Annotated in this window: 22 protein-coding genes; 5 read left to right on the top strand and 17 right to left on the bottom strand. The window is 71.4% G+C overall.

All coding sequences use genetic code 11. The annotated features are described in order from the left end of the window. Window positions 1–328: 328 nt before the first annotated feature. Window positions 329–1,597, bottom strand: coding sequence for a tyrosine--tRNA ligase (tyrS, locus tag LI92_RS10205; protein ID WP_046318533.1), 1,269 nt, complete (start codon window positions 1,595–1,597; stop codon window positions 329–331). Window positions 1,598–1,614: 17 nt separating this feature from the next. Next, complete coding sequence (locus tag LI92_RS10200; protein ID WP_082109656.1) at window positions 1,615–2,286, bottom strand: DNA-3-methyladenine glycosylase; 672 nt, start codon at window positions 2,284–2,286, stop codon at window positions 1,615–1,617. Between the two features lie 3 nt (window positions 2,287–2,289). Here LI92_RS10200 and LI92_RS10195 point away from each other — a divergent pair, with 3 nt between their 5' ends. Genes LI92_RS10195 through LI92_RS10185 form a run of 3 tightly spaced genes read left to right on the top strand, consistent with a single transcriptional unit; the run spans window position 2,290 to window position 4,432 of the window. Beyond that, window positions 2,290–3,048, top strand: coding sequence for an ABC transporter ATP-binding protein (locus LI92_RS10195; protein ID WP_046318531.1), 759 nt, complete (start codon window positions 2,290–2,292; stop codon window positions 3,046–3,048). Next, on the top strand, window positions 2,982–3,812 hold the full coding sequence (locus LI92_RS10190) for an ABC transporter permease (RefSeq protein WP_046318529.1): 831 nt from the start codon (window positions 2,982–2,984) through the stop codon (window positions 3,810–3,812). Before LI92_RS10195 ends, LI92_RS10190 begins: the two co-directional genes overlap by 67 nt. Continuing rightward, entirely contained in the window at window positions 3,809–4,432 is a 624-nt protein-coding gene (locus tag LI92_RS10185; RefSeq protein WP_046318528.1) for a TetR/AcrR family transcriptional regulator, read from the top strand. The genes LI92_RS10190 and LI92_RS10185 overlap by 4 nt, the downstream gene beginning before the upstream one ends. Here the strand turns inward: LI92_RS10185 and LI92_RS10180 are convergent. Both LI92_RS10180 and LI92_RS10175 read right to left on the bottom strand, forming a co-directional pair. Continuing rightward, window positions 4,398–4,631, bottom strand: coding sequence for a Trm112 family protein (locus tag LI92_RS10180; protein ID WP_046318526.1), 234 nt, complete (start codon window positions 4,629–4,631; stop codon window positions 4,398–4,400). The genes LI92_RS10185 and LI92_RS10180 overlap by 35 nt on opposite strands. Continuing rightward, window positions 4,628–7,615, bottom strand: a complete 2,988-nt coding sequence (locus LI92_RS10175) for an acyl-CoA synthetase (RefSeq protein ID WP_046318524.1) — start codon at window positions 7,613–7,615, stop codon at window positions 4,628–4,630. Before LI92_RS10175 ends, LI92_RS10180 begins: the two co-directional genes overlap by 4 nt. 115 nt (window positions 7,616–7,730) lie before the next feature. Here LI92_RS10175 and LI92_RS10170 point away from each other — a divergent pair, with 115 nt between their 5' ends. Then, complete coding sequence (locus LI92_RS10170; protein ID WP_046318538.1) at window positions 7,731–9,509, top strand: ABC-F family ATP-binding cassette domain-containing protein; 1,779 nt, start codon at window positions 7,731–7,733, stop codon at window positions 9,507–9,509. Window positions 9,510–9,521: 12 nt separating this feature from the next. Here LI92_RS10170 and LI92_RS10165 read toward each other — a convergent pair whose 3' ends face one another. Beyond that, window positions 9,522–10,199, bottom strand: coding sequence for a M15 family metallopeptidase (locus LI92_RS10165; protein WP_046318522.1), 678 nt, complete (start codon window positions 10,197–10,199; stop codon window positions 9,522–9,524). Between the two features lie 123 nt (window positions 10,200–10,322). Between LI92_RS10165 and LI92_RS10160 the strand changes: the two genes are divergently transcribed. Continuing rightward, window positions 10,323–10,979: a biliverdin-producing heme oxygenase gene (locus LI92_RS10160; RefSeq protein WP_046318517.1), complete on the top strand. Its 657-nt coding sequence runs from the start codon at window positions 10,323–10,325 to the stop codon at window positions 10,977–10,979. 4 nt (window positions 10,980–10,983) lie between these two features. On the opposite strand, the gene argH is transcribed toward LI92_RS10160, so the two are convergent. The 12 genes from argH to LI92_RS23740 form a co-directional block, all read right to left on the bottom strand. Next, window positions 10,984–12,396, bottom strand: a complete 1,413-nt coding sequence (argH, locus tag LI92_RS10155) for an argininosuccinate lyase (protein WP_046318515.1) — start codon at window positions 12,394–12,396, stop codon at window positions 10,984–10,986. An 89-nt stretch (window positions 12,397–12,485) separates the two neighbouring features. Further along, on the bottom strand, window positions 12,486–13,682 hold the full coding sequence (locus LI92_RS10150; RefSeq protein ID WP_046318514.1) for an argininosuccinate synthase: 1,197 nt from the start codon (window positions 13,680–13,682) through the stop codon (window positions 12,486–12,488). A gap of 29 nt (window positions 13,683–13,711) precedes the next feature. Beyond that, on the bottom strand, window positions 13,712–14,200 hold the full coding sequence (locus tag LI92_RS10145; RefSeq protein ID WP_046318512.1) for an arginine repressor: 489 nt from the start codon (window positions 14,198–14,200) through the stop codon (window positions 13,712–13,714). After that, complete coding sequence (gene argF / locus LI92_RS10140; protein ID WP_046318511.1) at window positions 14,197–15,123, bottom strand: ornithine carbamoyltransferase; 927 nt, start codon at window positions 15,121–15,123, stop codon at window positions 14,197–14,199. Before argF ends, LI92_RS10145 begins: the two co-directional genes overlap by 4 nt. Further along, a complete protein-coding gene (locus tag LI92_RS10135) occupies window positions 15,120–16,298 on the bottom strand; it encodes an acetylornithine transaminase (protein ID WP_046318509.1) in 1,179 nt (392 codons plus the stop codon). Before LI92_RS10135 ends, argF begins: the two co-directional genes overlap by 4 nt. After that, on the bottom strand, window positions 16,295–17,170 hold the full coding sequence (gene argB, locus LI92_RS10130; RefSeq protein WP_046318508.1) for an acetylglutamate kinase: 876 nt from the start codon (window positions 17,168–17,170) through the stop codon (window positions 16,295–16,297). Before argB ends, LI92_RS10135 begins: the two co-directional genes overlap by 4 nt. After that, complete coding sequence (gene argJ, locus LI92_RS10125; RefSeq protein ID WP_046318507.1) at window positions 17,167–18,372, bottom strand: bifunctional glutamate N-acetyltransferase/amino-acid acetyltransferase ArgJ; 1,206 nt, start codon at window positions 18,370–18,372, stop codon at window positions 17,167–17,169. Before argJ ends, argB begins: the two co-directional genes overlap by 4 nt. Next, window positions 18,369–19,427 (bottom strand): N-acetyl-gamma-glutamyl-phosphate reductase, encoded by a 1,059-nt coding sequence (argC, locus tag LI92_RS10120; protein ID WP_046318506.1) that lies wholly within the window; start codon window positions 19,425–19,427, stop codon window positions 18,369–18,371. The genes argJ and argC overlap by 4 nt, the downstream gene beginning before the upstream one ends. A gap of 55 nt (window positions 19,428–19,482) precedes the next feature. After that, window positions 19,483–20,949, bottom strand: a complete 1,467-nt coding sequence (locus LI92_RS10115; protein ID WP_286134998.1) for a dihydrolipoyl dehydrogenase family protein — start codon at window positions 20,947–20,949, stop codon at window positions 19,483–19,485. Window positions 20,950–21,041: 92 nt separating this feature from the next. Then, window positions 21,042–23,531 (bottom strand): phenylalanine--tRNA ligase subunit beta, encoded by a 2,490-nt coding sequence (gene pheT / locus LI92_RS10110; RefSeq protein ID WP_046318505.1) that lies wholly within the window; start codon window positions 23,529–23,531, stop codon window positions 21,042–21,044. Further along, complete coding sequence (gene pheS, locus LI92_RS10105) at window positions 23,531–24,583, bottom strand: phenylalanine--tRNA ligase subunit alpha (protein WP_046318497.1); 1,053 nt, start codon at window positions 24,581–24,583, stop codon at window positions 23,531–23,533. Before pheS ends, pheT begins: the two co-directional genes overlap by 1 nt. Window positions 24,584–24,694: 111 nt before the next feature. Further along, window positions 24,695–26,653 carry a hypothetical protein gene (locus tag LI92_RS23740; protein WP_052740754.1) on the bottom strand — a complete coding sequence of 653 codons (1,959 nt, stop codon included), beginning with the start codon at window positions 26,651–26,653 and terminating at the stop codon, window positions 24,695–24,697. Window positions 26,654–26,833: the final 180 nt, after the last annotated feature.

The following is a 26,833-nucleotide window of genomic DNA, read 5'->3' as shown; positions in this document are numbered from 1 at the left end:
CCCCAACACGGGGCGCCGAAGGCATGGCAAAAAACAACAACAAACAAAAACCACCAAACACACTATTGAGTTCTCAAACAACACGCCCGACTGAGCGCGCAGCCTACCCGCGGTGTTTAACCGCTTGCATGCCTTGCGGACAGTCAGAATCCGTCGCGATTCTCTCGAATCTCTCCGGGGCGTCTTTGGGGCTTCCGTTTCCGGCGCTCCCTGCGACGTGGATAAAGTTACGCGAGGGGAATCTTAGAGTCAAATCCGCTGGTCAGGCCTATTTTTCAAGATCAACCTGTGGTCGCCTTGAGGCCGCTAGACCCTCACTAGACCCTCACTAGACCCTCTCGATACCAGCCACGTTGCGCTTTCCTCGGCGCAGTACCAACCACCGACCATGCAGGAAATTCTCGGGCTGCGGCGTCCATTCCTCGCTGTCGACGCGGACGTTGTTCACCGAGACGCCGCCCTCGCCGATGGTGCGCCGCGCGGCCCCGCGACTCGCCGACAATCCAGTGGCGACCAGCAGGTCCACGATGCCGTCGGCGCCGCCGGGTTCCAGGCGGGCCACCGACGTCTCCTGCAGGGCAGCCGACAGGGTGGCCTCGTCGAGCCGGGATAGCTCTCCCCTGCCGAACAGCGCCTGGCTGGCCAGCTCGACCGCCTCGGTGGCGGCTTGGCCGTGCACCAGCGTGGTGAACTCACGCGCCAGGGCGCGCTGGGCGGCCCGCTCGTGCGGGCGCGCCGCGGTCGCCTCCTCGAGTTCGGCCAGCTCCTCGGCCGTCAGGAACGTGAACCAGCGCAGATACCGGATCACGTCGGCGTCGGCGGTGTTGAAGAAGTACTGGTACCAGGCATACGGGCTGGTCATGTCGGGATCCAGCCACAGGCTGCCGCCGCCGGTGGACTTGCCGAACTTGGTGCCGTCCGCGGCGGTGACCAGGGGCACGGTCAGGGCGTGCACGGTGGCGCCCAGTTTCTGGCGCACCAGCCGGACGCCGGCGATGATGTTGCCCCACTGATCGGAGCCGCCGATCTGCAGCGCGCAGCCGTAGCGCTGGTGCAGCTGCACGTAGTCGTTGGCCTGCAACAACATGTAGCTGAACTCGGTGTAGGAGATGCCCTCCTCGAGGCGGCGCCGGATGGTGTCGCGGTCGAGCATCACGTTGACCGAGAAGTGCTTGCCGACATCGCGCAGGAAGTCCACCGCCGACAACGGCGCGGTCCAGTCCAGGTTGTTCACCACCACCGCGCCGGTCGGCCCGGTGTCGAAGTCGACGAAGCGCTCCAGCTGTCCGCGGATCCGCTCGGCCCACTGCGCCACGGTGTCGGCGGTGTTGAGGGTGCGCTCGCCGCTGTCGCGGGGGTCGCCGATCAGCCCGGTGGCGCCGCCGGCGAGCACGATGGGCCGGTGCCCGGCCCGCTGGAAGCGGCGCAGCGCCAGCAGTGGCACCAGGTTCCCGGCGTGCAGGCTCGGGGCGGTCGGGTCGAAGCCCGCGTAGACCGTGATCGGCCCGCGGGTCACCTCGGCGGTCAGTGCGTCCAGGTCGGTCGACTGGGCGATCAGCCCGCGCCAGCTCAGCTCGTCGAGAATCGTCGTCGGCATGGATCGATTTTCCCGGATCAGTCCGAGGCGCCCGGCGCCGGTGCCCGCGGGCTGCGTCGGTAGGCAGAAACTTCGGGCTTTCCGGCTGCCCACAACCGCCAGGGCCGATCGGCGGCGCGGCTGACGCCCACCCGCGGTCCGGCCTGCGCGGCCAGCGGCGCGCCGAGCCGCAGCCGCACCGGACTGCGCGGGTCGAACAAGTTGATTCCGTTGTCCGCCATGGTGATTCCCAACGCCGAACACAGGTTGCCGGGTCCGCGGGCCAGCGCCTCCCGCGGTAGCGCCTCGCCGCGGCGGCCGCGCGCCACCGGCTCACCCGCGGCGAGGACCGCCGCCCGCAGCAGCACCGCGGCGGCCGTGCCGTCCGGGCCGCAGACCACGTTGGCGCACACGTGCATGCCGTAGCTGCGGTAGGTGTACAGGTGCCCGGGCGGGCCGAACATCACCGCGTTGCGCGCCGTGGGCCCGGCGTAGGAATGCGCCGCCGGGTCCGGCCAGGGGCCGTGCGGCACGCCGCCGTAGGCCTCCACCTCGACGATCGTCGCATCCACGCCGCGGCAACGCAGGGTGGCGCCGAGCAGGCGCTGGGCGGCCGTGAGCGGATCCACGGCCAGCCGCTCAGCTCTCACGCGGGGAATTCTGCCTGGTCGCGGCCCTTGACAGGGCGCCGGGGCGGGCCGATTATTCATCACATGATGATTTCATCGCGTGATGAATTCTCGGCGAACGCTCCGGCCATCTCTATCGACCACCTGCGCGTGATCCGCGGCAGGCGTCCCGTGCTGCACGACCTCTCGGTCCGGATCGCCCCCGGCACCATCACCGGGCTGCTCGGGCCGTCGGGCTGCGGGAAGACCACCCTGATGCGCTGCATCGTGGGCACCCAGCGCATCACCGGCGGCCGGGTGGACGTGCTGGGCAGCCCGGCCGGCTCGCGGGAGCTGCGCCGCCGGGTCGGCTACATGCCGCAGGACGCCACCGTCTACGACGACCTGCGGGTGCTCGACAACGTGCGGTACTTCGCGGCCCTGGCCGGAGCGGACTCCCGCGAGGCGGACGAGGCGATCGCCGCCGTAGATCTGCGCCGGCACCGCGGCGACTACTGCGCCAACCTGTCCGGCGGGCAGCGCGCCCGGGTCTCGCTGGCCTGCGCGCTGGTCGGCCGGCCGGACGTGCTGGTGCTCGACGAACCGACCATCGGCCTGGACCCGGTGCTGCGCGCCGAACTCTGGCAGCAGTTCGGCGCGCTGGCCCGGCGCGGTACGACGCTGCTGGTGTCCAGCCATGTGATGGACGAGGCCGACCACTGCGGCGATCTGCTGCTGATGCGCGAAGGCAGGCTGCTGGCGCGCACCACACCGCTACGACTGCGAGAGGAGACCGGATGTACGTCGATGGAGGAGGCGTTCCTGTCCGTCATCCGGCGCACCACCGCGCTCCGGGCAGGCTGAGCGCGCTGCTGGCACCGCGGCCCTTCGTGGCCACCACGCTGCGAATCCTGCGACAGCTCGCCGGTGATCACCGCAGCGTCGCGATGATCCTGCTGGTCCCCAGCCTGGTCATCGCCCTGATGTATTTCATGCTCTCCGACGCCGTCCATCCGCCGGGCACGCCGTCGCCGTTCAACGCCGCCTGCCTGATCCTGCTGGGCCTGTTTCCGCTGTTCCTGATGTTTGTCATCACCGCGATCACCATGCAGCGCGAGCGTGCGTCGGGAACCCTGGAGCGCATCTTGACCACCCCGCTGCGCCGGGGCGACCTCCTTGCCGCCTACGGGACGGCGTTCTCGGTCGCGGCGGCCGCCCAGGCCACCCTGGCGTGCGTCGTCGCGTTCTGGCTGCTGGATTTCCACACCGCGGGCAGCCCGGCCTGGGTGTTCGGCATCGCGATCATCAACGCGGTGCTCGGTGTCGGCCTGGGCCTGCTGTGCAGCGCGTTCGCCCGCACCGAGTTTCAGGCCGTCCAGTTCATCCCGCTGGTGATGGTGCCGCAACTGCTGCTGGCCGGGATCATCGTGCCGCGGGCGGCGATGCCGGACTGGCTGCAGTGGGTGAGCAACGCCCTGCCGGCCAGCTATGCCCTCGACGCGCTGCAGCAGGTCGCGATACACCCGGATCTGACCGGGACCGCGGTGCGCGACATCGCCATCGTGCTGGCGTTCGCCGTCGCCGCACTGGGCCTGGCGGCAGTCACCCTGCGGCGGCAGACACCGTGAGGCCCGCCGCATCGCCCGGGCGCCGGCCGGGGCGCCCGTCGGGCGCCTCGGACACCCGCGAGAGGATCTTGACCGCCGCCCGGGAGCTGTTCGCCGCCAACGGCTTCGCCAACACCGCGATCCGGGCGGTGGCCGCCCGGGCCGGCGTGGATGCCGCGCTGGTGCACCACTACTTCGGCACCAAGCAGCAGCTGTTCGCCGCCGCGGTCGAACTGCCGGTCGATCCGATGATGGTCTTGGGGCCGCTGCGGCAGACCCCGGTGGATGAACTCGGGCACGCGCTGCCCGAACTGCTTCTGCCACTGTGGGATTCGCAGACCGGAACCGGTTTCATCGCCGCGGTGCGCTCGCTGCTCACCGGGGCCGAGGTACCGCTGGCGCGGTCGTTCTTCCGCGAGATCGTGGTGGCCGAGCTCGCCCCGCGCGTCGACGAGCCGGCCGGGACCGGTGTCCTGCGCGCCGAGTTCGCCGCCAGCCAGCTGATGGGCGTCGTGGTCGCCCGCTACATCGTGGGGCTGGAGCCCATCGCCTCGCTTCCGGCGCGCGAGATCGTGGCGATGATCGGCCCGACCCTGCAGCGTTATCTCACCGGGGAGCTGCCGGACCCGCTTGGGCGATGAGCGCGGCGTGCTCCTCGTCGCCGATGGGTTCGGACTCGTCGATCAACAACACCGGGATGTCGTCGTCGATCCGGTAAGCCCGGCGCAGCCGTGGGTTATAAAGCGCCTGTTCGGCGGAGCCACCGGAGCGCTGCACCAACAGCAGGGGGCCGCGGTCGGCCGGGCACACCAGGATGTCGAGCAGATCTTGCGGGATCACGGGCGGCCGCCGGCCAGTTCGGCGCGCACCGCGGCGGTCAGTCGTTTGAACTGCCGGCTGGGGGCGTCGTAATACCAGGCGTTGCGTCCGGCCTTGGGCAGCCCGGCCTCCCGCAAGCCGCCGACCACCGGTCGGTAGACGGTGCTCAGCGCAAGGTTGGGCACCACGTGGATCAGGTCGGGCCCGGTACCGGCGGGAAGGGCCGCCACCGCCTCGCTGAGGTCGGCGGCGGTGATCGTGGCGCCCGCCTGCACCGTGAGCGCCGACACCACCAGGTCGCGGCCCTCGGCGGGCACCCGGTAGGTCACCCCCAGGTCGACGCCGGTGACCGCACTGAGCGCATCGGTGATGACCACCGGGAACGCGATCCCCCGGTCGGTGGCGATGCGCGACGAACGCCCGCCCACCAGCCAGTAGTCGCCGTCGGCGTCGCGCCGGAACAGAAACTCCGTGGAGATCCAGGTGTCGGCCGGGGCGAACACGCCACGCTTGACCGACGCCGCCGGGTCGATGGGCCCGCGCGGTTTGGCCAGCAGCACCCCGACTTCGTCGGTCTCGGCGACGCGCACAAAGCCCCGGTCGTCTTCCAGGATCAGGTCGAGTTCGGAGTCATAGGCGGCCAGCTCCACCTCCACCGCGCCGGGCAGCGGGCGTCCCTTGCTGCCGACCTTGGCGCCGGCGACGTTGGCCAGCACGGCCTGGCCGTCCTTGGTGGCGAAGAACTCCACCACGTTGGCCGGCGCGAACACCTCGGTGACCCGGTTCCACAGGCCGATGGGCATCCCGGACCCGATGAACAGGCGCACCGGGTGGTTGCCCTGCAAGACGAAGTTCGGGTCGTCGATGACCTCACGCAGCATCGCCCAGGTGTAGGACACCACGCTGACCCCGTAGCGGCGCACCTCGGAGACGAACCGGTCCGGGTTGAGCCCCCGCGACAGCGCGATGCGCGCCCCGCCGACCACCGCACCGCCGAGGCTGACCAACAGCCCGGACTCGTGATGCAGCGGGGTCAGGCAGTACACGGTGTCGTTGGGCCCCAGTGCCGCCGCCGAGGCGGTGCCGAAGGCCGAGAGCGCCCACCGGAAGTTGGTGATCTGCTTGGCCACCAGCTCGCCGCCGGCATTGCCGAAGGCCACGAACGCCAGGTCGCGGGCGAAGCCCGGGTTGGGGCGGTACCAGCCGGGCAGTTCCACCGCGTCGGGGTCGATCTGCTCCATGTCGATGACGTTGAGGTCAGTCGGCAGGTCGAGGTCGCGGGCTTCACCACCGCCGAGCACCAGCACCTGGCAGCCCAGTTCGCGGGCGGCGTCGCCGGCCAGGTCCAGGGTGTCGGGGTCGACGATGATGTCGGAGAAGCCGGCCAGCCGGGCCGCGGGCAGCAGATCCCCGTCCGTCGGCATGAGCACGGCCACCGCGCCCAGCCGGGACAGTGCCGCGATAGCGACCAGGGCGCTGGGCCGGGTGGCCATCAGCACGCCCACGTGGTCGCCCTGGCGCACCCCGACCTCGATCAGGCCGCGCACCACGTTGTCGATGCGCTTGTTGACCGCCTCGTAGGTGTGCACCCGCCCGTCGAACAGCAGGAATTCGCCGTCGGGCGAGTCCGCGGCCTGTTCGTCGATGATGCGGCCCAGCGAGATTCGGGTGTGGTCGTTGATCTGCCCCAGCCGGGCCAGCCGCGGCAGGGTCCGGGCGGTCTCCACCGCGATGGTGCGCACCGACTTCTGCGCCGCCACCAGGGCGTCGGCGGCGCCGCGGGCCAGCGTCAGGGCCACCTCGGATGCCTCACCCAGGCCGTGCGCGATCCGCGACGTCATCGCGACGCCGCCGCTCTTGGCTCCCTGGGCGGGCTGCTCGGACATCAGCGACACCCCGGCCGGCTGCGGCCCCATCCCGGACTGCCACAACACCCAGCGCGCCACCGTCGGCCAGGTCTGCTCGGCGGCCTTGGAGCCCACCACCAGACCGAAATGCCCCGCCCGCAGCAGGTATTCGAAGACCTTGGCATCCGGGGCGGCACGGCGGATGCCGCGCACCGCCGCCGGCTGCCCGATGTCGTCGACCTCGCCGACGAACGCCAGGACCGGGCAGGTGATGTCGGTCAGCGTGACCAGTTGCCCGTTGATGGCGAAACCGCCGGTCATCATCCGGTTGTGGGCGATGAACTGCTTGAGCAGCTCGGAGATCGCCGGGCCCGACCAGGCGATCCAGCCCTCGGACTCCAGGAACCGCCGCTGCGCCTCCCGCGGCAGCAGCGCCTCCCGGTCGTGCAGCTGGCGCATGAAGTCGATCCGGGCCTTGGCGGTCTTGAGCGGGTCCATCATCTGGAAGCCCACCCGGGCCTGCCAGCCCGAGATGTCGAGCCGGTTGAAGACGTGGTCGGCCATGAAGCCGGCCACGTTGGCGGCGAGGTTGGGCGGGACGCCCATCGGCAGGGCGGCCAGGGTGTCCACCGGCGAGCCGAACGCGATGATGCTGGCGATGCTCTTCGAATGCCGGTACGCCCCGGTCTGATAGGCGAACATGCCGCCCTGGGAGTAGCCGGCCAGGTGCACGTCGCGCCCGGTCGTCTCGGCGACGGTGTCGATGGCCTGACTGAGCCCGACGATGTGGTCGGCCAGGTTGCGGCGCATGCCGCCTTCGATCTGGTCCGGCGAGCCGAAGTCGATCACCCAGGGGTCGAGGCCGGCGTCGTGCAGGATCCCGACCGCGCCCTCCTCCTGGGTGACGTCCCACATGTTCGCCGACATCATCATCGGGTGCACCAGCAGCACCGGCGGTCCGGGCTGCGGCTGTCCCGGGCGGCTGTCCGGCGGGAAGTACCGCCGCAGCTTGTACATCGGGGTGCTCTCGACGATCTGGAACGGCGAGGGGACGGTGCCGGTCTCCAGACCGCCCCAGCGCAGCACCTCCAGACCGTTCTGCGCGGTGGCCATCAGCCATTCGACCGGCCGGCTGACGGCCGACAAATTCAGATCCACCGCTGCTCCCTACACTTCGCGCGCCCGATCAAATGACGTGCACATTCTGGCACATCAGTCCCGCCGGTCCGGCTGGTTCACCATTCGGCAACGGGCAGGCAGTACCGTTCCTGCGGTGGCACACCTGCTCGGAGCTGAGGCACTTCACCTGCGCTACCCCACCGGTGTGGTGTTGGACTCAGTGACCCTGGGGGTCAACGACGGCGCCCGGATCGGGATCGTCGGCCGCAACGGGGATGGCAAATCGTCGCTGCTGCGTCTGCTGGCCGGGGCGGTGACCCCGGACTCGGGCCGTGTCACCCGGCGCAGCGGCCTGCGCGTCGGATTGCTGGACCAGGCCGACACCCTCGACCCCGCCCGCACGCTGGGAGCGTCGCTGGTCGGTGAGCAGGCCGACCACGAATGGGCGTCCAACCCGCGGATCCGGGACGTGGTCGACGGACTGGTGGCCGACATCGCCTGGGACGCAACCATCTCGGAGCTGTCCGGCGGGCAGCGCCGGCGAGCCCAGCTGGCGGCGCTGCTGATCGGCGAGTGGGACGTGATCTGCCTCGACGAGCCGACCAACCACCTCGATGTGGAGGGCATCACCTGGCTGGCGCGCCACCTGCAGCAGCGCTGGGCCCGCAACAGCGGCGGCCTGCTGGTGGTCACCCACGACCGGTGGTTCCTCGACGAGGTGGCCACCACCACCTGGGAGGTGCACGACCGCATCGTGGAGCCGTTCCAGGGCGGCTACGCGGCCTACGTGCTGCAGCGGGTGGAGCGCGACCGGATGGCCGCGGCGAGCGAGGCCAAGCGGCAGAACGTGTTACGCAAGGAGCTGGCCTGGCTGCGGCGCGGGGCACCGGCCCGCACCTCCAAGCCGAAGTTCCGCATCGAGGCCGCCAATGCGCTGATCGCCGACGTCCCGCCGCTGCGCAACGACGTCGAGCTGATGAAGCTGGCGACCGCACGGCTGGGCAAAGACGTGATCGATCTGCTGGACGTGTCGGTCTCCTACGACGGCAAGCCGGTGCTGCGTGATGTCGAGTGGCGGATCGGCCCCGGTGAGCGCACCGGGATCGTCGGGGCCAACGGCGCCGGGAAGTCCACCCTGCTGGGTCTGATCGCCGGGACGGTGGTGCCCGACTGCGGCCGGGTCAAGCGCGGTAAGACGGTGCGGCTGGGCATGTTGGACCAGCAGTCGGCGGAGCTGGCGTCGCTGGCCGGGGATCGGGTGGCCGACGTGCTGGGCCGGCTGCGCAACGACTACCAGGTCGACGGCAAGGAGATGACTCCGGCGCAGCTGCTGGAACGCCTCGGGTTCGGCAGCGCGCAGCTCTCGGCCCGGGTCGGTGAGCTCTCCGGCGGCCAGCACCGGCGGCTGCAGCTGATGCTCACCCTGCTCGCCGAGCCCAATGTGCTGGTGCTCGACGAGCCCACCAACGACGTCGACACCGACATGCTGACCGCCACCGAGGACCTGCTGGACTCCTGGCCGGGCACCCTGATCGTGGTCTCCCACGACCGGTATCTGCTGGAGCGGGTCACCGACCAGCAGTACGCGATCCTGGACGGGCGGCTGCGGCACCTGCCGGGCGGTGTGGACGAGTATCTGCAGCTGGCCGCCGAGCTGCGCCGGGCACCGGCCGCGCGCCCCGCCGCGCCCGCCGCGCCGGGCGGCCCGCTGTCGGGGGCCCAACTGCGTGCCGCGCAGAAGGACCTGGCTGCCGTCGACCGCCGGCTGGCGAAGCTGGCCGAGCAGATCGAGGCCAAGCATCACCAGCTGGCCGACCACGACCAGTCCGACCACGTGGGCCTGGCCGAACTCACCCGCGAACTGCGGGCACTGGAAGCCGAGGTCGCCGAGCAGGAAAGCCGCTGGCTGGAACTCTCGGAGCTGGTGGAATGACCGCCGCGGTGCTCAGCGCTGCTCGAAATGCTGGTAGTCCACCGGCGAGCGCCAGTTTCCGCCCCAGGTCCAGCCCGCGTCGGTGAAGGCGCGGACCGCGGCGTCGCCGGCATGCAGCAGTCCCGGTGCGCTGCTGGCGCGATCCAGATAGGTCGCGGCGTTGTGCGGCTCGAACCCGTCGCCGTCGACCGACGGGTTCAGCAGCGGGTTGACGTCGACGGCGCGGCCGTAGGCGTGCAGCGCCCAGTTGCCGGAGCCCGGGATGCGCCGGCAGTTGAACGCCGAGGTGTTGTTGTCCGCCATCGACAGTTCGTCGTCGCCGCCCCGGTACGCCGCCGCCGGCCGCATCTTCTCGATCGGGAAGTCCAGCCGGTAGAGCCGCTCGAACACCGCGATCACGTCTGTGACCAGATCCTGGTGCACGATCAGCTCGCCGCGGTGCGGGCGGGCGTCGAACCCGAGGTGGGTCAGCGTGACGCGTCGCAGTTGCTCCGGGCCGACCGGGCAGTCGGGGTGCCAGGTGGCGCCGAGGTCGGCGGCCGTGACGGCCTCGACGACCGGCTCGATGCCGGCTTGTCCGCCCGGCGGCGGTGCGGCGGCCGGCGCGTTGCCCGGCGGCGGTGCGGCGCCGCACTGCGCCAGCACCAGGCAGGCCGCGCCCGCGGTCGCGGCGCGCCTGAAGGTGCTCAAGGTCCGGCTGGCGTTGATCCGCTCACGCTAACGCAGCGCGACGCACCGGGGTCGGTGTCGGCGGGGACGGGTTCATTACGCTGATGAGCGGCGCGCTCGGACCGACCAGGGAATGGATGGGAAATGTCGCTGCAGGCCCCGGTGGACCCCGATGCCGTCCGTTCGTTGTCCACCGCGATGCGCGAGGGATCGCAGGCGGCCCATGACGCTGCCGAGGCCTCACCGTTTGTGTCGGAGCTGATGGGCGGCAGGGTCAACGAGCAGGGCTACGTCGACTACCTGTCGCGGTTGCGGCTGGTCTATGCCGCGCTGGAGGCCGCGGTGCGCGCGAATCGCGAGGACGCACTCGTCGCGTCGGTGTATGACCCTGCGCTGGAACGGCTTTCGGCGATCGAGGCCGACCTGCGGTTCTGGACCGGTGGAGCGGTTCCGGAGGTCGATTCGCCCGCCGCCCAGGCCTACTGCGAGCGGATCGGCGCCGCGTCGAACAGCGCGTTGCTGGCCCACCACTACACGCGCTATCTCGGGGATCTCTCCGGCGGCCAGGCAGTCGGGCGCGTGCTGGACCGCACGTTTGCCCTCGGCGGCGCCGGCCTGGCGTTCTATGAGTTCCCGGTGCGGGCCAAACCGTACAAGGACGCCTACCGTGCCCGCCTCGACAATCTCGGTCTGACACCCGACGAGATCGACGACGTGGTCGATGAGGTCAGGTTCGCGTTCGGGCTGAACCAGGATCTGTTCGACGAGCTGGCCGGGAACCTGGCGGCGTATCGGCGCTGAGACGTCAGCCGTTGAGCCAGCGACGCTGGTCGGCGGCACGCTCTCGCAGGTCCGCCAACTGCTCGGCCACCCGCACCGGCGCCGTGCCGCCCCGGGCGTCGCGGGAGGCCACCGAGCCCTCGACGGTCAGCACCTCGCGCACTTCCGGGGTGAGGTCCGCGCTGATGGCGGCCAGCTCCGCATCGGTCAGTTCGTCCAGGCCGACGCCGCGCTGCTCGGCCGCCTGCACCGCGGCGCCCGCCGCCTCGTGTGCGACGCGGAACGGAACACCTTGGCGCACCAGCCATTCGGCGATGTCGGTGGCCAAGGTGTAGCCCGCCGGAGCCAGGGCGGCCATCCGCTCGGTGTCGAACCGCAGGGTGCCCACCAGGCCGGCCATCGCGGGCAGCAGCAGCTCCAGCTGCGCCACCGAGTCGAACACCGGCTCCTTGTCCTCCTGCAGGTCCCGGTTGTAGGCCAGCGGCTGGGCCTTGAGCGTCGCCAGCAGCCCGGTGAGGTTGCCGATCAGCCGGCCGGACTTGCCGCGGGCCAGTTCGGCGATATCGGGGTTCTTCTTCTGCGGCATGATCGAGCTGCCGGTCGACCAGGAGTCGTGCAGCACGGCGTAGCCGAATTCGGTGGAGCTCCACAAGATGATGTCTTCGGCCAGCCGGGACAGGTCGACCGCGATCATCGCGAACACGAAGGCGGCCTCCGCGGCGAAGTCGCGTGCGGCGGTGGCGTCGATCGAATTGTCCGCCGCAGCGGTGAAGCCGAGTTCAGCGGCGATGGCATCCGGGTTCAGGCCCAGCGACGAGCCGGCCAGCGCACCCGAACCGTACGGCGACACCGCTGCGCGGGCGTCGAAGTCGGCGATGCGGTCCACGTCACGCAGCAGCGGGTGGGCGTGAGCCAGCAGGTGGTGGGCCAGCAGCACCGGCTGCGCGGACTGCAGATGCGTCTTGCCCGGCATGATCGCGGCGGGGTGGGCGGCGGCCTGCTCGGCCAGCGCCTCGACCACGTCGAGCACCCCGGCGGCCACCCGGCGCACCGCGTCGCGCAGCCACAGCCGAAACAGGGTGGCCACCTGGTCGTTGCGGGACCGCCCGGCGCGCAACCGGCCGCCCAGCTCTGGACCCACCCGGTCGATCAGGCCGCGTTCCAGCGCGCCGTGCACGTCCTCGTCGGTGACCAGGGGCCCGAAGCTGCCGTCGGCGACGTCCTCGCCGAGGCTGTCCAGGCCGGCCAGCAGCCCGTCACGCTGCTCGGCGGTGAGCAGCCCGGCGTCGTAGAGCACCTTGGCGTGCGCCTTGGAGGCGGCGATGTCGTAGGGCGCCAGCACCCAGTCGAAGTGCGTCGATTTGCTCAGCGCGGTCAGCGCGGCCGACGGCCCCTGCGCGAACCGGCCGCCCCACAACGATCCCTCGTTGGTGCTCATGTGGTCACCTTTCTACGGCCACCAGACGCAGAATCGCATCCGCAGAGGCTTCTGCGTGCGATTCTGCGTCTGCTCGCGATGGAAACTGATCAGCTCAGGTCGCGGCGGGCGGAGATCTTCGAGCTCAGGCCGTGGATCTGGACGAATCCGCGCGCGGCGCTCTGGTCGAAGGTGTCGCCCTCGTCATAGGTGGCCAGGTTGAAGTCGTACAGCGACTCGGCGCTGCGCCGGCCGTTGACGATGATGCTGCCGCCGTGCAGGACCAGGCGGATGTCGCCGGACACGTGCTGCTGGGTGTCCTCGACGAACACCTCCAGCGACCGCTTGAGCGGGCTGAACCACAGGCCGTCGTAGGTGAGCTCGCCCCACTTGCGGTCCACCCCGCGCTTGTAGCGGCCCAACTCGCGCTCCAGGGTGACGTGCTCGAGCTCGGTGTGCGCGGTGATCAGCACCATGGCGCCGGGCGCCTCATAGATCTCGCGGCTCTTGATGCCCACCAGCCGGTCCTCGACCACGTCGAGCCGGCCCACACCCTGCGCGCCGGCCCGGGTGTTGAGCTCCTGGATGATCTGCAGGACGCTGAGCGGGCGGCCGTCGATGGCCACCGGGCGGCCCTTGTCGAAGCTGATGATCAGCTCGTCGGGGGCGTTGAAGTTGACGGTCGGGTCCTCGGTGTAGTCGTAGACGTCCTTGGTGGGGGCGTTCCACAGGTCTTCGAGGAATCCGGTCTCCACCGCGCGGCCCCAGACGTTCTGGTCGATGGAGAACGGCGAGCGCTTGGTGACGTTGATCGGGATGTCGTTCTGCTCGGCGAAGGCGATGGCCTTCTCCCGGGTCCAGGCGTAGTCGCGGACCGGGGCGATCACGTCGAGTTCGGGCGCCAGCGAGGCGAAACCGACTTCGAAGCGGACCTGGTCGTTGCCCTTGCCGGTGCAACCGTGCGCGACGATGGTGCCGCCGTGGCTGCGCGCGGCATCCACCAGGTGCTTGACGATCAGCGGCCGGCTGATGGCCGACACCAGCGGGTAGCGGTCCATGTAGAGCGCGTTGGCCTTGATGGTGGGCAGGCAGTACTCGTCGGCGAACTCGTTGCGGGCGTCCACCACGACGGCCTCCACGGCGCCGCAGTCCAGGGCCCGCTGCCGCACCACCTCCATGTCCTCGCCGCCCTGGCCGAGGTCGATGGCCACGGCGACCACTTCGCGGCCGGTCTCCTTGCCGATCCAGCTGATCGCCACCGAGGTGTCCAGGCCACCGGAATACGCCAGGATGACGCGTTCGGACATCGAGTTCTCCTTGCTGTGTTGCTCTTGGTCTACTGCAGGTCGTTGAGGGCGGCGGCCAGTTCGGCGCCGGTCATCGGCTCGCGGGCCGCTACGAAGATGGTGTCATCCCCGGCGATGGTGCCGACGACGTACGGTAGCGCGGCCCGATCGATGGCACTGGCCAGGTAGTCCGCCGCGCCGGGTGGGGTGCGCAGCACGGCGAGATTACCGGTGGCGTCGGTGGACACCAGCAGCTCCCCCAGCAGCCGGCACAGCCGGTCGGTCCCGCCGGAGACCGCGCGCACCGGGCTGCCGTCCTCGGGGACCACATACACCCCGGCTCCCCCGTCGACACCGCGCAGTTTCACCGCGCCCAGTTCTTCGAGGTCCCGCGACAAGGTGGCCTGGGTGACCTCGATGCCGTCGGCGGCCAGGATCGCGGCCAGTTCGGTCTGGCTGCGCACCGACGCCGAGGACAGCACCTCCACGATGCGGGCCTGACGGCCCACCCGCGTGACGCTGCTGTCGGCTCGGCTCATCGCGACCGTTCCAGCAACCACACCAACAGCGCCTTCTGCGCATGCAGCCGGTTCTCGGCTTCGTCCCACACCGCACTGTGCGGCCCGTCGATCACCGCATCGGTGATCTCGTCGCCGCGGTGCGCCGGCAGGCAGTGCAGCACGGTGACATCCGAGTCGGCCAGCGCCACCAGTTCGTCGTTGACCTGGAAGGGCCGAAACGGCGCCACCCGGTCCAGGCCGTCGTCCTCCTGGCCCATGGAGGTCCAGGTGTCGGTGACCAGCACGTCGGCGCCGGTGGCGGCCTTGGCGGCATCGGCGGTCAGCGTGACCGAGGCGCCGGTGTCGGCGGCGCGGGCCTGCGCGGCGGCCACCACGGCGGGGTCGGGGGTGAAGCCGTCCGGGGCGGCGACGGTGACGTGCAGCCCGGCGGTGACGCCGCCCAGCATCAGCGAGTGCGCCATGTTGTTGGCGCCGTCGCCCAGGTAGGTCAGCTTCAGGCCTTTGAGGTCGCCTTTGCGCTCGGCGATGGTCTGCAGGTCGGCCAGCACCTGACAGGGGTGGAACTCGTCGGAGAGCGCGTTGACGATCGGCACGCCTGCCGTCGAGGCCATCGCCGTCAGGCGGTCCTGGGCGAAGGTGCGCCACACGATGGCGTCGACGTAGCGCGAGAGCACCTGTCCGGTGTCTTCGAGGGTTTCGTCGCGGCCCAGCTGGGTGGAGCGGCCGTCGACGACGACGGCGTGCCCGCCGAGCTGGGCGATGCCCAGTTCGAAGGAGAACCGGGTGCGGGTGGAGTTCTTGTCGAAGATCACCGCGACCCCGCGGGGGCCTTCGAGCGGCCGGGCGCTGAACGGCTTGGCTTTCAGTTCCGCTGCCAGGGCGAGGATTTCGGCCTGCTCGGCCGGGGTGACGTCGTCGTCGCGCAGGAAATGCCGAATCATGACTGAGCCTCGTTCGCGGTGTCGAGCACTGCCGGCAGGGCAGTGATGAAGCTGTCGATCTGCTCTTCGGTGATGATCAGCGGCGGCGCGAGCCGGACCACGCCGGGCGCGGCGGCGTTGACCAGAAAGCCGGCCTGGCGGGCGGCGAGCTCGACGGCCTTGGCCTTCGGCTCGCGCAGCACCACGCCGGCCAGCAGGCCCTTGCCCCGGACATGGTCGATCAGCGGATGGCCCAGCTCCTCGATGCCGTGGCTCAGCGTCTTGCCGAGCGTGCCCGCCCTGGCGATCAGGTCGCCTTCGGCCAGGGCCTGCAGCACCGCCAGCGCGGCCGCGGTGCACACCGGGTTGCCGCCGAAGGTGCTGCCGTGGCTGCCCGGTGTCAACAGGTCGCCGGCCGCACCCACAGCCAGGCAGGCGCCGATCGGCAGCCCGCCGCCCAGGCCCTTGGCCAGCGTGACGATGTCGGGGACGATGCCGTCGTGCTGGTGGGCGTAGAAGGCGCCGGTGCGCCCGATCCCGGTCTGGACTTCGTCGAGCACCAGCAGCGCACCGTGGGCGGCGGTGATGCCGCGCGCCTGCGCCAGGTAGCCGGCGGGCGGTGTGACGACGCCGCCCTCCCCCATGATCGGTTCCAGGAACACCGCGGCGGTGGCCGAGTCGACCTCGGCGGCAAGCGCTTTGGCGTCGCCGTAGGGCACGTGCACCACGTCGCCGGGCAGCGGCTCGAACGGCGCCTGCTTGTCGGGCTGTCCGGTCAGGGCCAGCGAACCCATGGTCCGGCCGTGAAACGCACCTTGGGCGGCAACGATTTTCGTCTTACCGGTGAGCCGGGTCATCTTGAAGGCCACTTCGTTGGCCTCGGCTCCCGAGTTGCAGAAGAACACCCGCGCCGCAACGCCCAGATGTCCGACCAGCCCCTCGGCCAGGGCGATGCCCGGTTCGGTCGCATACAGGTTGGAGGTGTGGCCCAGCGTGTTCAGCTGGCGGGTGACGGCCTCGATCACCGCCGGGTGCCGGTGGCCGAGCACGTTGACCGCGATCCCGCCGAGCAGGTCGAGGTAGCTGTTGCCGGCCTCGTCGGTCACCACCGCGCCGTCGCCGGCGACCAGTGCCAGCGGCGGGGTGCCGTAGTTGTTCATCATCACCGCAGACCACCGGTCCTGCAGGCTTGTCATGGGTTTACCACCTTGGTTCCGGTGCCGGCATCGGTGAACAGCTCGACCAGGACGCAGTGTTGCACCCGGCCGTCGATGATGTGGGCGCTGGGCACCCCGCCGCGCACGGCGCGCAGGCAGGCTTCGACCTTGGGGATCATCCCGGACTCCAGCGTGGGCAGCAGGGTCTCCAGGGTCGCGGTGTCGATCTCGCTGACCAGTGAATCGGTGTTGGGCCAGTCGGTGTAGAGGCCGTCGACATCGGTGAGCATCAGCAGTTTCTCGGCCTGCAGGGCTTCGGCCAGCGCGGCCGCGGCGGTGTCGGCGTTGATGTTGTGCACCACCCCGTCGGGGTCGGGAGCCAGCGTGGAGACCACCGGGATCCGGCCTGCGGCAATCAGATCCAGCACCGCGTCGGTGTTGACCTGGTCGACGTCGCCGACCAGGCCGATGTCGGTGGCGACCCCGTCGACGGTGACGCTGCGCCGGATCGCGGTGAACAGTGCGGCGTCCTCGCCGGTGATACCGACCGCGTACGGGCCGTGGGCGTTGATCAGGCCCACCAGTTCGCGACCGACCTGACCGAACAGCACCATGCGCGCCACATCGAGCACTTCCGGTGTGGTGACCCGGAATCCGCCCTTGAAGTCGCCCTCTATCCCGAGCCGCCGGAGCATGGCGCTGATCTGCGGTCCGCCGCCGTGCACCACCACCGGGTGGATGCCGCAGTTGCGCAAAAAGGCCATGTCGGCGGCGAACGCGTGCTTGAGGGTGTCGTCGGTCATGGCGTTGCCGCCGTACTTGACGACGACGATCTTGCCGTGCAGCTGCTTGAGCCAGGGCAGGGCTTCGGCCAGGACCTGGGCCTTGACTGTGGTGGTCAGTTCGGTCATGAGGAATACGCGGAATTCTCTTCGACGTAGGCGTGCGACAGGTCGGTGGTGCGCACGGTGGCCTGCCCGATGCCGAGATCCAATTCCACGGTGACCTCGATGTCTGCCCCGGACAGGTCGACCTCGCGGGCACCCGGCATCGGCATGCCCGCACTGAAGACCGGGGAGCCGTTGAAGGACACCGCGATCCGGTCCGGTTCGATGGTGAACGGCACCATCCCCACGGCGGCCAGCACCCGGCCCCAGTTGGGGTCCGAGCCGAACAGCGCGGTTTTGACCAGGCTGTCGCGGGCCACGATCCGGGCGGCGACCAGCGCATCGTTGTCGTCGGGCGCGCCGGTGACGGTGATACGCCCCCGCTTGGTGACGCCCTCGGCGTCGGCCTGCAGCTGGGCGCACAGGTCGTCGCAGACCGCCAGCACCGCGGCGTCGAGCTCGTCCTGGCTGGGCGTGATCTCGCTGGCTCCCGACGACAACAGCAGCACCGTGTCGTTGGTGGAGCAGCTGCCGTCGATGTCCAGCCGGTCGAACGTCACAGCGGCGGCCCTGCGCAGGGCGCCGTCGAGCGCCGCGGCGTCGACCTTGGCGTCGGTGGTCAGCACCACCAGCATGGTGGCCAGCGACGGGGCCATCATCCCGGCGCCCTTGGCCATGCCGCCCAGTGTCCAACTGTCCTTGTGGTGCAGCGCAACCTGTTTGGGGACGGTGTCGGTGGTCATGATGGCGCGGGCGGCCTCATCGCCGCCGACCAGACCGCCGGCCATCGCCTGCACCACCTCGGTGACCCCGGACAACAGCTTGTCCATGGGCAGCCGGTCGCCGATCAGTCCGGTGGAGCAGACCGCCACCTCGATCGCTCCGGTCTCGGTGCCCCAGGCCGACAACGCGGCCGCGACCGCCTCGGCGGTGGCGTGGGTGTCCTGAAAGCCCCCCGGGCCGGTACAGGCGTTGGCGCAGCCGGAGTTGAGGATCACCGCCCGCATCCGGCCGGACGTGAGCACCTGCCGGCTCCATTGCACCGGCGCGGCCTTGACCTGGTTGCTGGTGAACACGCCCGCGGCGGCGTAGTCCGGCCCCTCGTTGAACACCAGGGCCAAATCCGGCTTGCCCGAAGCCTTGATGCCGGCCGCGATTCCGGCGGCCCGGAAGCCTTCGGGTGCGGTGACGCCCTGCTCGCGTATCAGGGTGTGCCCGGCGGTCACGGCGCCACTCCCACCACGGACAGTCCCTGCGTCTCGGGCCAGCCCAGCGCCAGGTTCATCGCCTGCACCGCCGCTCCACCGGTGCCCTTGACCAGGTTGTCGATCGCGGCGATCGCGATGAACGTCGAGGCGTCCTCATCGAGGTCCACCGCGAGATGCGCGGCGTTGCTGCCGATCACCGATCCCGTCTTGGGCAGCTGACCCTGGGGCAGCAGGTGCACGAACGGCTCGTCGGCGTAGGCCTTTTCGTAGGCCGCGCGCAGTTCGGACAACGGCGCGGTGGTTTTCGCGGTGCAGGTCGCCAGGATTCCCCGTGATGCCGGGATCAGCACCGGGATGAACGCGACCCTGACGTCGCGCTGGGTGACCGCGCGCAGGCCCTGGCCGATCTCCGGGGTGTGCCGGTGCACGCCGCCGATGTTGTAGGCCCGCGCCGATCCGATCACCTCCGAGCCCAGCAGGTCGACCTTGGCGGCCTTACCCGCACCGGAGGTGCCGCTGACGGCCACCACGGTGACGTCGGGCTCCACCAGGCCCGCGGCGACGGCCGGGAACAGCGCCAGCAACGCCGCAGTCGGGTAACACCCCGGGACCGCGATCCGCCGGGCGTCTTTGAGTTTGTCGCGCCCGCCGGGCAGTTCGGGCAGCCCGTAGGGCCAGGTACCGGCGTGCGGCGAGCCGTAGAAGCGTTCCCAGTCGGTCGGGTCGCCCAACCGGAAGTCAGCCCCGCAGTCGATGACCACGGTGTCGTCGCCGAGCTGTTCGGCCAGCGCCGCCGAATGTCCGTGCGGCAGGCCGAGGAACACCACGTCGTGGACGGCGAGCACGCCCACGTCGGTGGGTTCGAGGACGCGGTCGGCCAGCGGCACCAGGTGCGGATGCTGTTCGCCCAGGGTGCTGCCGGCATTGCCGGCGGCGGTCAGCGCGCCGATGCGCAGCCGGCCGTCGGCGTAGGCGGGGTGCCCGAGCAGCAGCCGCAGGATCTCCCCGCCGGCGTAGCCGCTGGCACCGGCCACCGCCACGTTGATCGGTGTAGTCACCGGGCGATTCTGCATGACTATGCGGCCATATGCAAACTAATTACACTTCGGGCGCGCCGCCGCAACGGTGTCACGTCACGCCGGCCGGGGTCTGGGTCACCGCGGCGTCGCGGTAGGCCTCCAGCAGCCGCAGCCACACCTCGCTGATGGTCGGAAAGCACGGTACCGCGTGCCACAGCCGACTGATCGGCACCCGGCCCGCGACGGCCACGGTGGCCGAATGCAGTAACTCGGCCACCCCCGGGCCGACGAATGCGACGCCGAGCAGGTACTCGTTGTCAGCGTCGACCACCATGCGCGCGCGCCCCCGGTAGCCGTCGGCGTGCAGCTGGGCGCCCGTCACGGCCTCGCCGATCTCCACGTCCACCACCTGCACCCGGTGGCCGGCGTGTTGGGCCTGTTCGGCGGTGACCCCCACCGCGGCCGCTTCGGGGTCGGTGAAGAACACCTGCGGCACCGCGTGGGTGTCCGCCGTCGCGGTGTGCCAGCCCCACGGCGCGGGGTCCAGCGGCCGCCCGGCCGCCCGGGCGCCGATCACGTCGCCGGCGATGCGGGCCTGGTATTTGCCCTGGTGGGTCAGCAGGGCACGGTGGTTGACGTCGCCGCAGGCATACAGCCAGCCGTCCTCGACGGCGCGCACCCGGCAGGTGTCGTCGACCTCCAGCCAGTCACCCGGGGTCAGTCCGACGGTTTCCAGCCCGATGTCGGCGGTCGCCGGGCGGCGGCCGGTCGCGAACAGGATCTCGTCGACGTCGAAAGTGCTGCCGTCGGTCAGCTCCACCTGCACCGGCCCGTCTGCGTCGCGGCGCTGCAACCGGGCGACCGAGACGCCGAAGCGCACGTCGACTCCGGCGTCGGTCAGCCCGCGGGCGACATACTCCCCGACGAACGGCTCCATCCGCGCCAGCAGCCCCTTCCCGCGCACCAGCAGCGTCACCGCCGAACCCAAACCCCGCCAGGCCGTGGCCATTTCGACGCCGACGCCGCCGGCGCCGACGACGGCCAGACGCCGCGGCACCGAGGTCGCCTCGGTGGCCTCCCGATTGGTCCACGGGCGCACTTCGGCCATCCCGGGCAGATCCGGAAGCACCGCACGGGTTCCGGTGCAGATCACCACCGCCTGGCGGGCGATCAGCCTCACCTCGCCGCCGGGCGTGGTGACCACCACGCGCCGCGGCCCGTCCAGGCGGCCGTCGCCGCGCACCAGCGTCGCGCCGATTCCGGCGATCCAGTCCGCCTGCCCGTCGTCGTGCCAATCCCCCACATAGTGATTGCGCCGCCCGAACACCGCGGCGGCGTCGAGCGGGGAACTGACGGCCTGGCGTGCGCCGGCCACCCGGCGCACGTCATCGAGGGCCAGCACCGGCCGCAGCAGCGCCTTGCTGGGCACACAGGCCCAGTACGAGCACTCGCCGCCGATGAGTTCGCGCTCCACGATCGCCACGGTCAGCCCGGCGGCCCGGGCACGGTCGGCGACGTTCTCCCCGACCGGTCCGGCTCCCAGCACGATCACGTCGTAGGTTTCGGCTTGGTTCATCGGGCGGACCCCCTTGACGTCACGCGGCATGACGGGCGACTCCAGCATGCCCGAGCAGGCGGTTTCGCAACAGCCCGCGAACGCGACAGGTGTCAGCGCAGGGCGGCGCCCACGGCCTCTCCGGCGCGGGCGACGGCGGCGTCGCGGGCCGCGCTGGCCTCGTCCTCGGTCAGCGTCCGGTCGGCGGCGCGGAAGCGCAGCGCGAACGCCAGCGACTTGCGGCCCTCCCCGACCTGCGGGCCGGTGTAGACGTCGAACAGCGCGATGTCCTCCAGCAGTTCGCCGGCGCCCTCACGCACCGCGTCGGCCACCGACTGCGCGGTCACCTTCTCGTCGACCACCAGTGCCAGATCCTGGAACACCGCCGGGAACGGCGACACCCGGGGCGCCGGCAACGACGGCGTCACCTCGATGGCATCGAGATTCAGTTCCACCGCGCAGGTGCCCTTGGGCAGCCCCGCTCGTTCGATGACGGCCGGATGCAGCTGCCCGGCGTGACCGATCAGGGTCTCGCCGACCAGTACCTGCGCGCAGCGGCCCGGATGCCAGGGCAGATACGCCCCGGAGCGCAGCGTGACCTCGACTCCGCTGGCCCGGGCGATCACCCGGGCCGCCTCGATGGCGTCGGCGGCCTCCACGGGCCGGCCCGGGCCCCACGGCCCGCGCGGTTCGGCCAGGCCGGTCAGCGCGACCGCGACGTGCTGCGGCTGGCGCGGCAGGGCCGCGTCGATTCCGGCGATCTCGGCGTCGCTGGGGCGGCGGGCGGCCGTGACGGCCGGGAACTCGGCCGCCTCGGCCGGTTGCACCACCTGGGCGATGGTGAACAGGGCGACATCGCCCATGCCCCGGGAGACGTTGCGGTTCAACGCTTCCAGCAGCCCGGGCAGCAACGTGCCGGCCAGCTGCGGCCGGTCGGCCTCCAGCGGGTTGAGCACCGACACCGTGGCACGGCGCGGGTCATCGTCCGCCAGCCCCCAGGTGTCGAAGACTCCGGCGGGCAGAAACGGTGAGGTGAGCACCTCGACGTAGCCGGCCAGGGCCAGCGATTTGCCGATCGCGCGGCGCCGGCGCTGGGTGGCGGTCAGTCCGCGTCCCGCCGGCGCCGTCGGCAGCACCGAGGGGATGGATTCCAGTCCTTGAAGCCGCAGCACTTCTTCGACCAGGTCGGCTGGTTGCCGCAGGTCCGGGCGCCAGCTCGGCGGGGTGACGGTCAGCACGTCGCCGTTGCGGGCGACGTCGCAGCCGATCTGGGCGAGCCGCCGGGCGGTGGTGCCCTCAGGGTAGCCGACCCCGGCAACACGGTCGGGCAGGTCGGCGGCGATCTCGACGGCGGGCGGGCTCCAGTTGTGCACCGGGGGTTCACCGCGCCAGTCGGTCAGGCCGGGTTCGATGACTCCCCCGGCGATCTCGGCCAGCAGCTGAGCACACCGGTCCAGCACGGCCACCGAGATGGCGGGGTCGACGCTGCGCTCGTAGCGCCGGGCGGCCTCGCTGGGCAGGTGCAGCCGCCGCGCGGTCCGCGACACCGCCGCGGGATCCCAAATCGCGGCCTCCAGCAGCACATCGGTGGAGTCGTCACGCATTTCGGTGCTGCCCGAACCCATCACGCCGCCGATCGCGGCGGTGGCGACGTCGTCGACGATCAGCACGTCGACCGGCTCCAGCTTGCGTTCGATGTCGTCGAGCGTGGTGACGGTCTCGCCGGGCCGGGCGAAGCGGACGTCGAATCCGCCGGTGATGCGGGCACGGTCGTGGGCGTGCATCGGGTGCCCGAGTTCGACCATGACGTAGTTGGTGGCGTCGACCGCCGGGGAGATCGACCGGATGCCGCAGAGCGCCAGGCGGCGTTGCAGCCACCACGGCGAGACCGCCGCGGGGTCGATGCCGGTGACGCTGCGCAGCGCGAAGCGGCGCACCCCGGTGCCCGGCTGCACACTCAGCGGCCAGGCCTGCCCCTCGGCGGGCAGCGGGGCCACCACATCGGCGGAGGCCGGGTCGAGGGAGTCCAGGTCCAGGGCGCAGGCCACGTCGCGGGCCAGCCCGCGCACCGACATGCAGTAGCCCCGGTCGGGCGTGATGGCCAGTTCGTAGACCACGTCGTCGAGGCCCAGCACCGCGGTGGCGTCCGCGCCCGGCTCGGCGGTGCCCGCCGGCAGCACCAGGATTCCCGCGTGGTCGGTGCCCAGCCGGATTTCGGCGGCCGAGCAGATCATGCCGTCGGAGGTTCGGCCGTAGGTCTTGCGGGTGGCGATGGTGAAATCGCCGGGCAGCACCGCCCCGGGCAGCGCGACCACCACCAGGTCACCGACGGTGAAATTCCTGGCGCCGCAGACGATGTCGCGCAATTCTTCTTCGCCGACGTCCACCCGGCAGGCCCGGATGGGCTTCTTGAACTCGGTGAGCTCTTCGATCTCGGCGACCCGGCCGACTTTCAGCGGACCGGTGACCGGGCCCAGGGTGTGCACGGCTTCGACCTCGTGCCCGATCCGCAGCAGCGCCTGCTCGAGTTCGTCGGCGGTGATGTCAAACCCCGGCGCACCGGCGATCAGGGTCTCCCGCAACCAGCTGTAGGGAATGCGCATCAGGCACCCACCCCGAACGGCAGGGAGAACCGGACATCGCCTTCGACCATGTCACGCATGTCGGGAATTCCGTTGCGGAACTGCAGGGTTCGCTCCAATCCCATACCGAATGCGAAGCCGGAGTATTCCTCCGGGTCGATGCCCACGGCGCGCAGCACGTTGGGGTGCACCATGCCGCAGCCGCCCCATTCCACCCAGCCCGGTCCGCCCTTCTTGCCCTCGAACCAGATGTCGACCTCGGCCGAGGGCTCGGTGAACGGGAAGAAGTGCGGCCGGATGCGGGTCTTGGCGGCCGGCCCGAACTCGGATCGGGCGAAGGCGTCCAGCGTCCCGCGCAGGTGCGCCATGGTCAGTCCGCGGTCGACCGCCAGCCCCTCGACCTGGTGGAACACCGGGGTGTGGGTGGCGTCGAGTTCGTCGGTGCGGAAAGTGCGCCCGATCGAGACCACATAGACCGGCAGTTCGCGGGCCAACAGGGCGCGGATCTGCACCGGTGAGGTGTGGGTGCGCAGCAGTTGGCGGGAACCGGGCGGGGCGATGTGGAAGGTGTCGGAGTCGCTGCGCGCCGGGTGGTCGACCGGGAAGTTCAGGGCGTCGAAGTTGAAGTGCTCGGCTTCGACCTCCGGCCCCTCGGCCAGTTCCCAGCCCATGGCGATGAAGGTGTCGGCGACGTGTTCGGCCAGCATGGTGATGGGGTGGCGCGCGCCGACGGGTCTGCGGGCCGAGGGCAACGTGACGTCGATGCTCTCGGCGGCCAGCACGGCGGCGTCGCGTTCGGCGCGCAGCGCCGCCAGGCGCTCGTCGTAGGCCTGCTGGGCCTGCGCGCGGGCGGCGTTGACCCGGCGGCCGGCGTCGGCGCGGTCGGCCTTGTCCAGTGTGGCCAGGGCCTGGCGGGCCAGCGCCAAGGGCGACCGGTCACCGAGGTGCTCGGTTTTGGCCTGCGCCAGCGCATCCAGGTCGGCGGCCGCGGCGAACGCGGCCTGCGCGGCCTGCAACGCGGAGGTCAGGGTCGCGTCGGAGACGACGGACGGGTCGACTGGTTGTTGGCCCACGCGACGAGACTCCCCTTACTGGCTGTGGTTTCGGCTGAGACGCAAACGTCGATCTTATCGACATCATGGCGAAAGCCCCGCACGCGGTGTGCGGGGCTTTCGGCCTGCGGGTCAGCTGCCGGACGCCTCGGGCTCGGCGCCCGCGCCGCCGGCGCCGCCCGTGCCACCGGTGCTGGTGGTGGGAGCGGCCGGCTTGGTGCCGGCCTCGCCGGCCACGCTCCCCGCCTTGCCGCCGGTGCCACCGGTGCCGCCGGCACCGCCCTTGATGCTGCCGATGCCGTCGCCGCCGTCCCCGCCGCGACCGCCGTCGCCACCGGAACCGGTGGTGTCGGCGGCGGTGCTGCTGCCGCCGGCACCGCCCGCGCCGCCGGCGCCGACCATGACGACCCGGCCGTTGGTGGGTGCGGCGCCGCCGGGGATGTCCAGGCTGCCGCCGGCACCGCCGTCACCGCCCTTGCCGCCGTTTCCGCTGGTGCTGTTGCCGCCGACACCGCCGGCGCCGCCGTTGGCCGCCCGCCAGCTGCCGTCCCCGCTGTCACCGCCCTTGCCGCCGTTGCCGCCGTCGCCGGTGGTTCCGGTGCCGCCGGCACCGCCGGCGCCGCCGGCGCCGCCGGAGCTGAACTTATTGCCGCCGAAGATTCCGGCGATGCCCGAGCCGCCGCTGCCGCCGTCGCCGCCGCTCACCCCGTTGCCGCCGGCGCCGCCGCGGCCGCCGTTGCCGCCGAAGCTCAGGATCTGGCCCTTGCCGGTCACGCTGCCGTTGACGTCACTCCAGCCGGTGCCCTTGTCGCCACTGCCGCCGTCACCGCCGTCACCGCCCTTGCCGTTGGCACTGGTGCCGCCGGCGCCACCGGCGCCACCGCTGCCACCGGCGATGGTGCCCTGACCGCCCTCGCCGCCCTCGCCGCCGTTGCCGCCGTCGCCGCTGTCGGTGACGTCCTTGGCGCTGTTGGTGGCCGCACCGCCGGCGCCACCGGCGCCGCCGCTACCGCCCCAGATGACCCGGGTGCTGCCTTCCGTCCCGGTCTCGCCGCCGCCCTCGCCGCCGTTGCCGCCGTTACCGCCGCCGCCGGTCGTGCCCGCGCCGCCGGCGCCGCCGGCACCGCCCGCGCCGGAGACGCCCAGGATGGTGCCGGCCCCGAACTTGTTGGCGAACCCGTCGATGCCCCAGGTGCCGTCGGACTTCCAGCCGGTCGCCACGGCACCCTTGCCACCGTCGCCACCGGTACCGCCCGCGCCCTTGCCGGTGACCGCACCACCATCGCCGCCCTTACCCCCGACACCGCCGTACTGGCTGCCGGAGCCTGCGTCACCGCCCTTGCCGCCGTTACCGCCGGTGCCGTTGACGGCCGCGCCGCCCTTACCACCGGCCCCGCCGTTGCCACCCCGGGTGGCGACGGAGCTGCTGTCTTCGGTGAGCTCGGCCGTGGCCTTGCCGCCGTTGCCGCCGTTCCCGCCGTTGCCTTGGGCCGTGCCGCCGGCCCCGCCTTTACCGCCGGCGCCACCATTTCCGCCGGTCAGGGCGTTGCCGGTGTCGGTCTGCTCCGCGTTGCCGCCGTTGCCGCCGTCGCCGCCGTGGCCGTACGTGCCGCCGCTGCCGCCGTCGCCGCCGGCGCCGCCGTTGTGGTAGATCGGGCTGCCCGCAGCACCGGCGCCGCCCTTGCCGCCCTGAGCCATATCGGCAACGCCTACGCCGTCGGCGCCCGCTGTGCCGGCTTTGCCGGTGCCATCGGCCCCGCCGGTGCCTGCCTCGCCGGCGGCGCCGCCCTTGCCCGCGGCGCCGGCGTCACCGGCGTTACCGCCTATGCCGCCCGAGCCGAAGCCGTACTGACCCCGGTGATCCCAGTTGCCCGCGGCGCCGTCGCCGCCGTCGCCGCCCGCGCCGCCCTTGCCGCCGTCACCGCCGTCGCCGCCGTCGCCGTTGGCGCCGCTGTTGCCGGTCACCGAGGTGCCGCCGGCACCGCCCGCGCCGCCCTTGCCGCCGTCGAAGCCCGTGCCGCCGTTGCCGCCCTTGCCGCCGGCTCCGTTGTTCTCGCCAGTTTTGCCGTCAATGCCGTCGGAGCCGGTCACGCCGTGGTCGCCGTTGCCGCCGTTGCCGCCGGCACCGCCGTTGCCGCCGGCACCGGACTCCGAGGCGCCACCTGCCCCGCCGACACCGCCGTTACCGCCGTTGCTGACCGAGCCGTGGCCGCCGTCGCCGCCGTCGCCGCCGTTACCGCCGTTACCGGTGGCTGTCTCTTATACACATCT

The organism is Mycobacterium sp. UM_Kg1 (genome assembly GCF_000972925.1).
Taxonomy (GTDB): domain Bacteria; phylum Actinomycetota; class Actinomycetes; order Mycobacteriales; family Mycobacteriaceae; genus Mycobacterium; species Mycobacterium hiberniae.
This window is presented reverse-complemented; position numbering and strand designations above follow the sequence as displayed.

What these genes read in the sequence shown, in the direction of transcription:
- tyrS (WP_046318533.1), bottom strand. Translation starts at nt 1,597, where the DNA reads ATGCCGACGACGATTCTCGACGAGCTGAGCTGGCGCGGGCTGATCGCC.
- LI92_RS10200 (WP_082109656.1), bottom strand. Translation starts at nt 2,286, where the DNA reads ATGAATAATCGGCCCGCCCCGGCGCCCTGTCAAGGGCCGCGACCAGGC.
- LI92_RS10195 (WP_046318531.1), top strand. Translation starts at nt 2,290, where the DNA reads ATGATGATTTCATCGCGTGATGAATTCTCGGCGAACGCTCCGGCCATC.
- LI92_RS10190 (WP_046318529.1), top strand. Translation starts at nt 2,982, where the DNA reads ATGTACGTCGATGGAGGAGGCGTTCCTGTCCGTCATCCGGCGCACCAC.
- LI92_RS10160 (WP_046318517.1), top strand. Translation starts at nt 10,323, where the DNA reads ATGTCGCTGCAGGCCCCGGTGGACCCCGATGCCGTCCGTTCGTTGTCC.
- argH (WP_046318515.1), bottom strand. Translation starts at nt 12,396, where the DNA reads ATGAGCACCAACGAGGGATCGTTGTGGGGCGGCCGGTTCGCGCAGGGG.
- LI92_RS10150 (WP_046318514.1), bottom strand. Translation starts at nt 13,682, where the DNA reads ATGTCCGAACGCGTCATCCTGGCGTATTCCGGTGGCCTGGACACCTCG.
- LI92_RS10145 (WP_046318512.1), bottom strand. Translation starts at nt 14,200, where the DNA reads ATGAGCCGAGCCGACAGCAGCGTCACGCGGGTGGGCCGTCAGGCCCGC.
- argF (WP_046318511.1), bottom strand. Translation starts at nt 15,123, where the DNA reads ATGATTCGGCATTTCCTGCGCGACGACGACGTCACCCCGGCCGAGCAG.
- LI92_RS10135 (WP_046318509.1), bottom strand. Translation starts at nt 16,298, where the DNA reads ATGACAAGCCTGCAGGACCGGTGGTCTGCGGTGATGATGAACAACTAC.
- argB (WP_046318508.1), bottom strand. Translation starts at nt 17,170, where the DNA reads ATGACCGAACTGACCACCACAGTCAAGGCCCAGGTCCTGGCCGAAGCC.
- argC (WP_046318506.1), bottom strand. Translation starts at nt 19,427, where the DNA reads ATGCAGAATCGCCCGGTGACTACACCGATCAACGTGGCGGTGGCCGGT.
- LI92_RS10115 (WP_286134998.1), bottom strand. Translation starts at nt 20,949, where the DNA reads ATGAACCAAGCCGAAACCTACGACGTGATCGTGCTGGGAGCCGGACCG.
- pheT (WP_046318505.1), bottom strand. Translation starts at nt 23,531, where the DNA reads ATGCGCATTCCCTACAGCTGGTTGCGGGAGACCCTGATCGCCGGTGCG.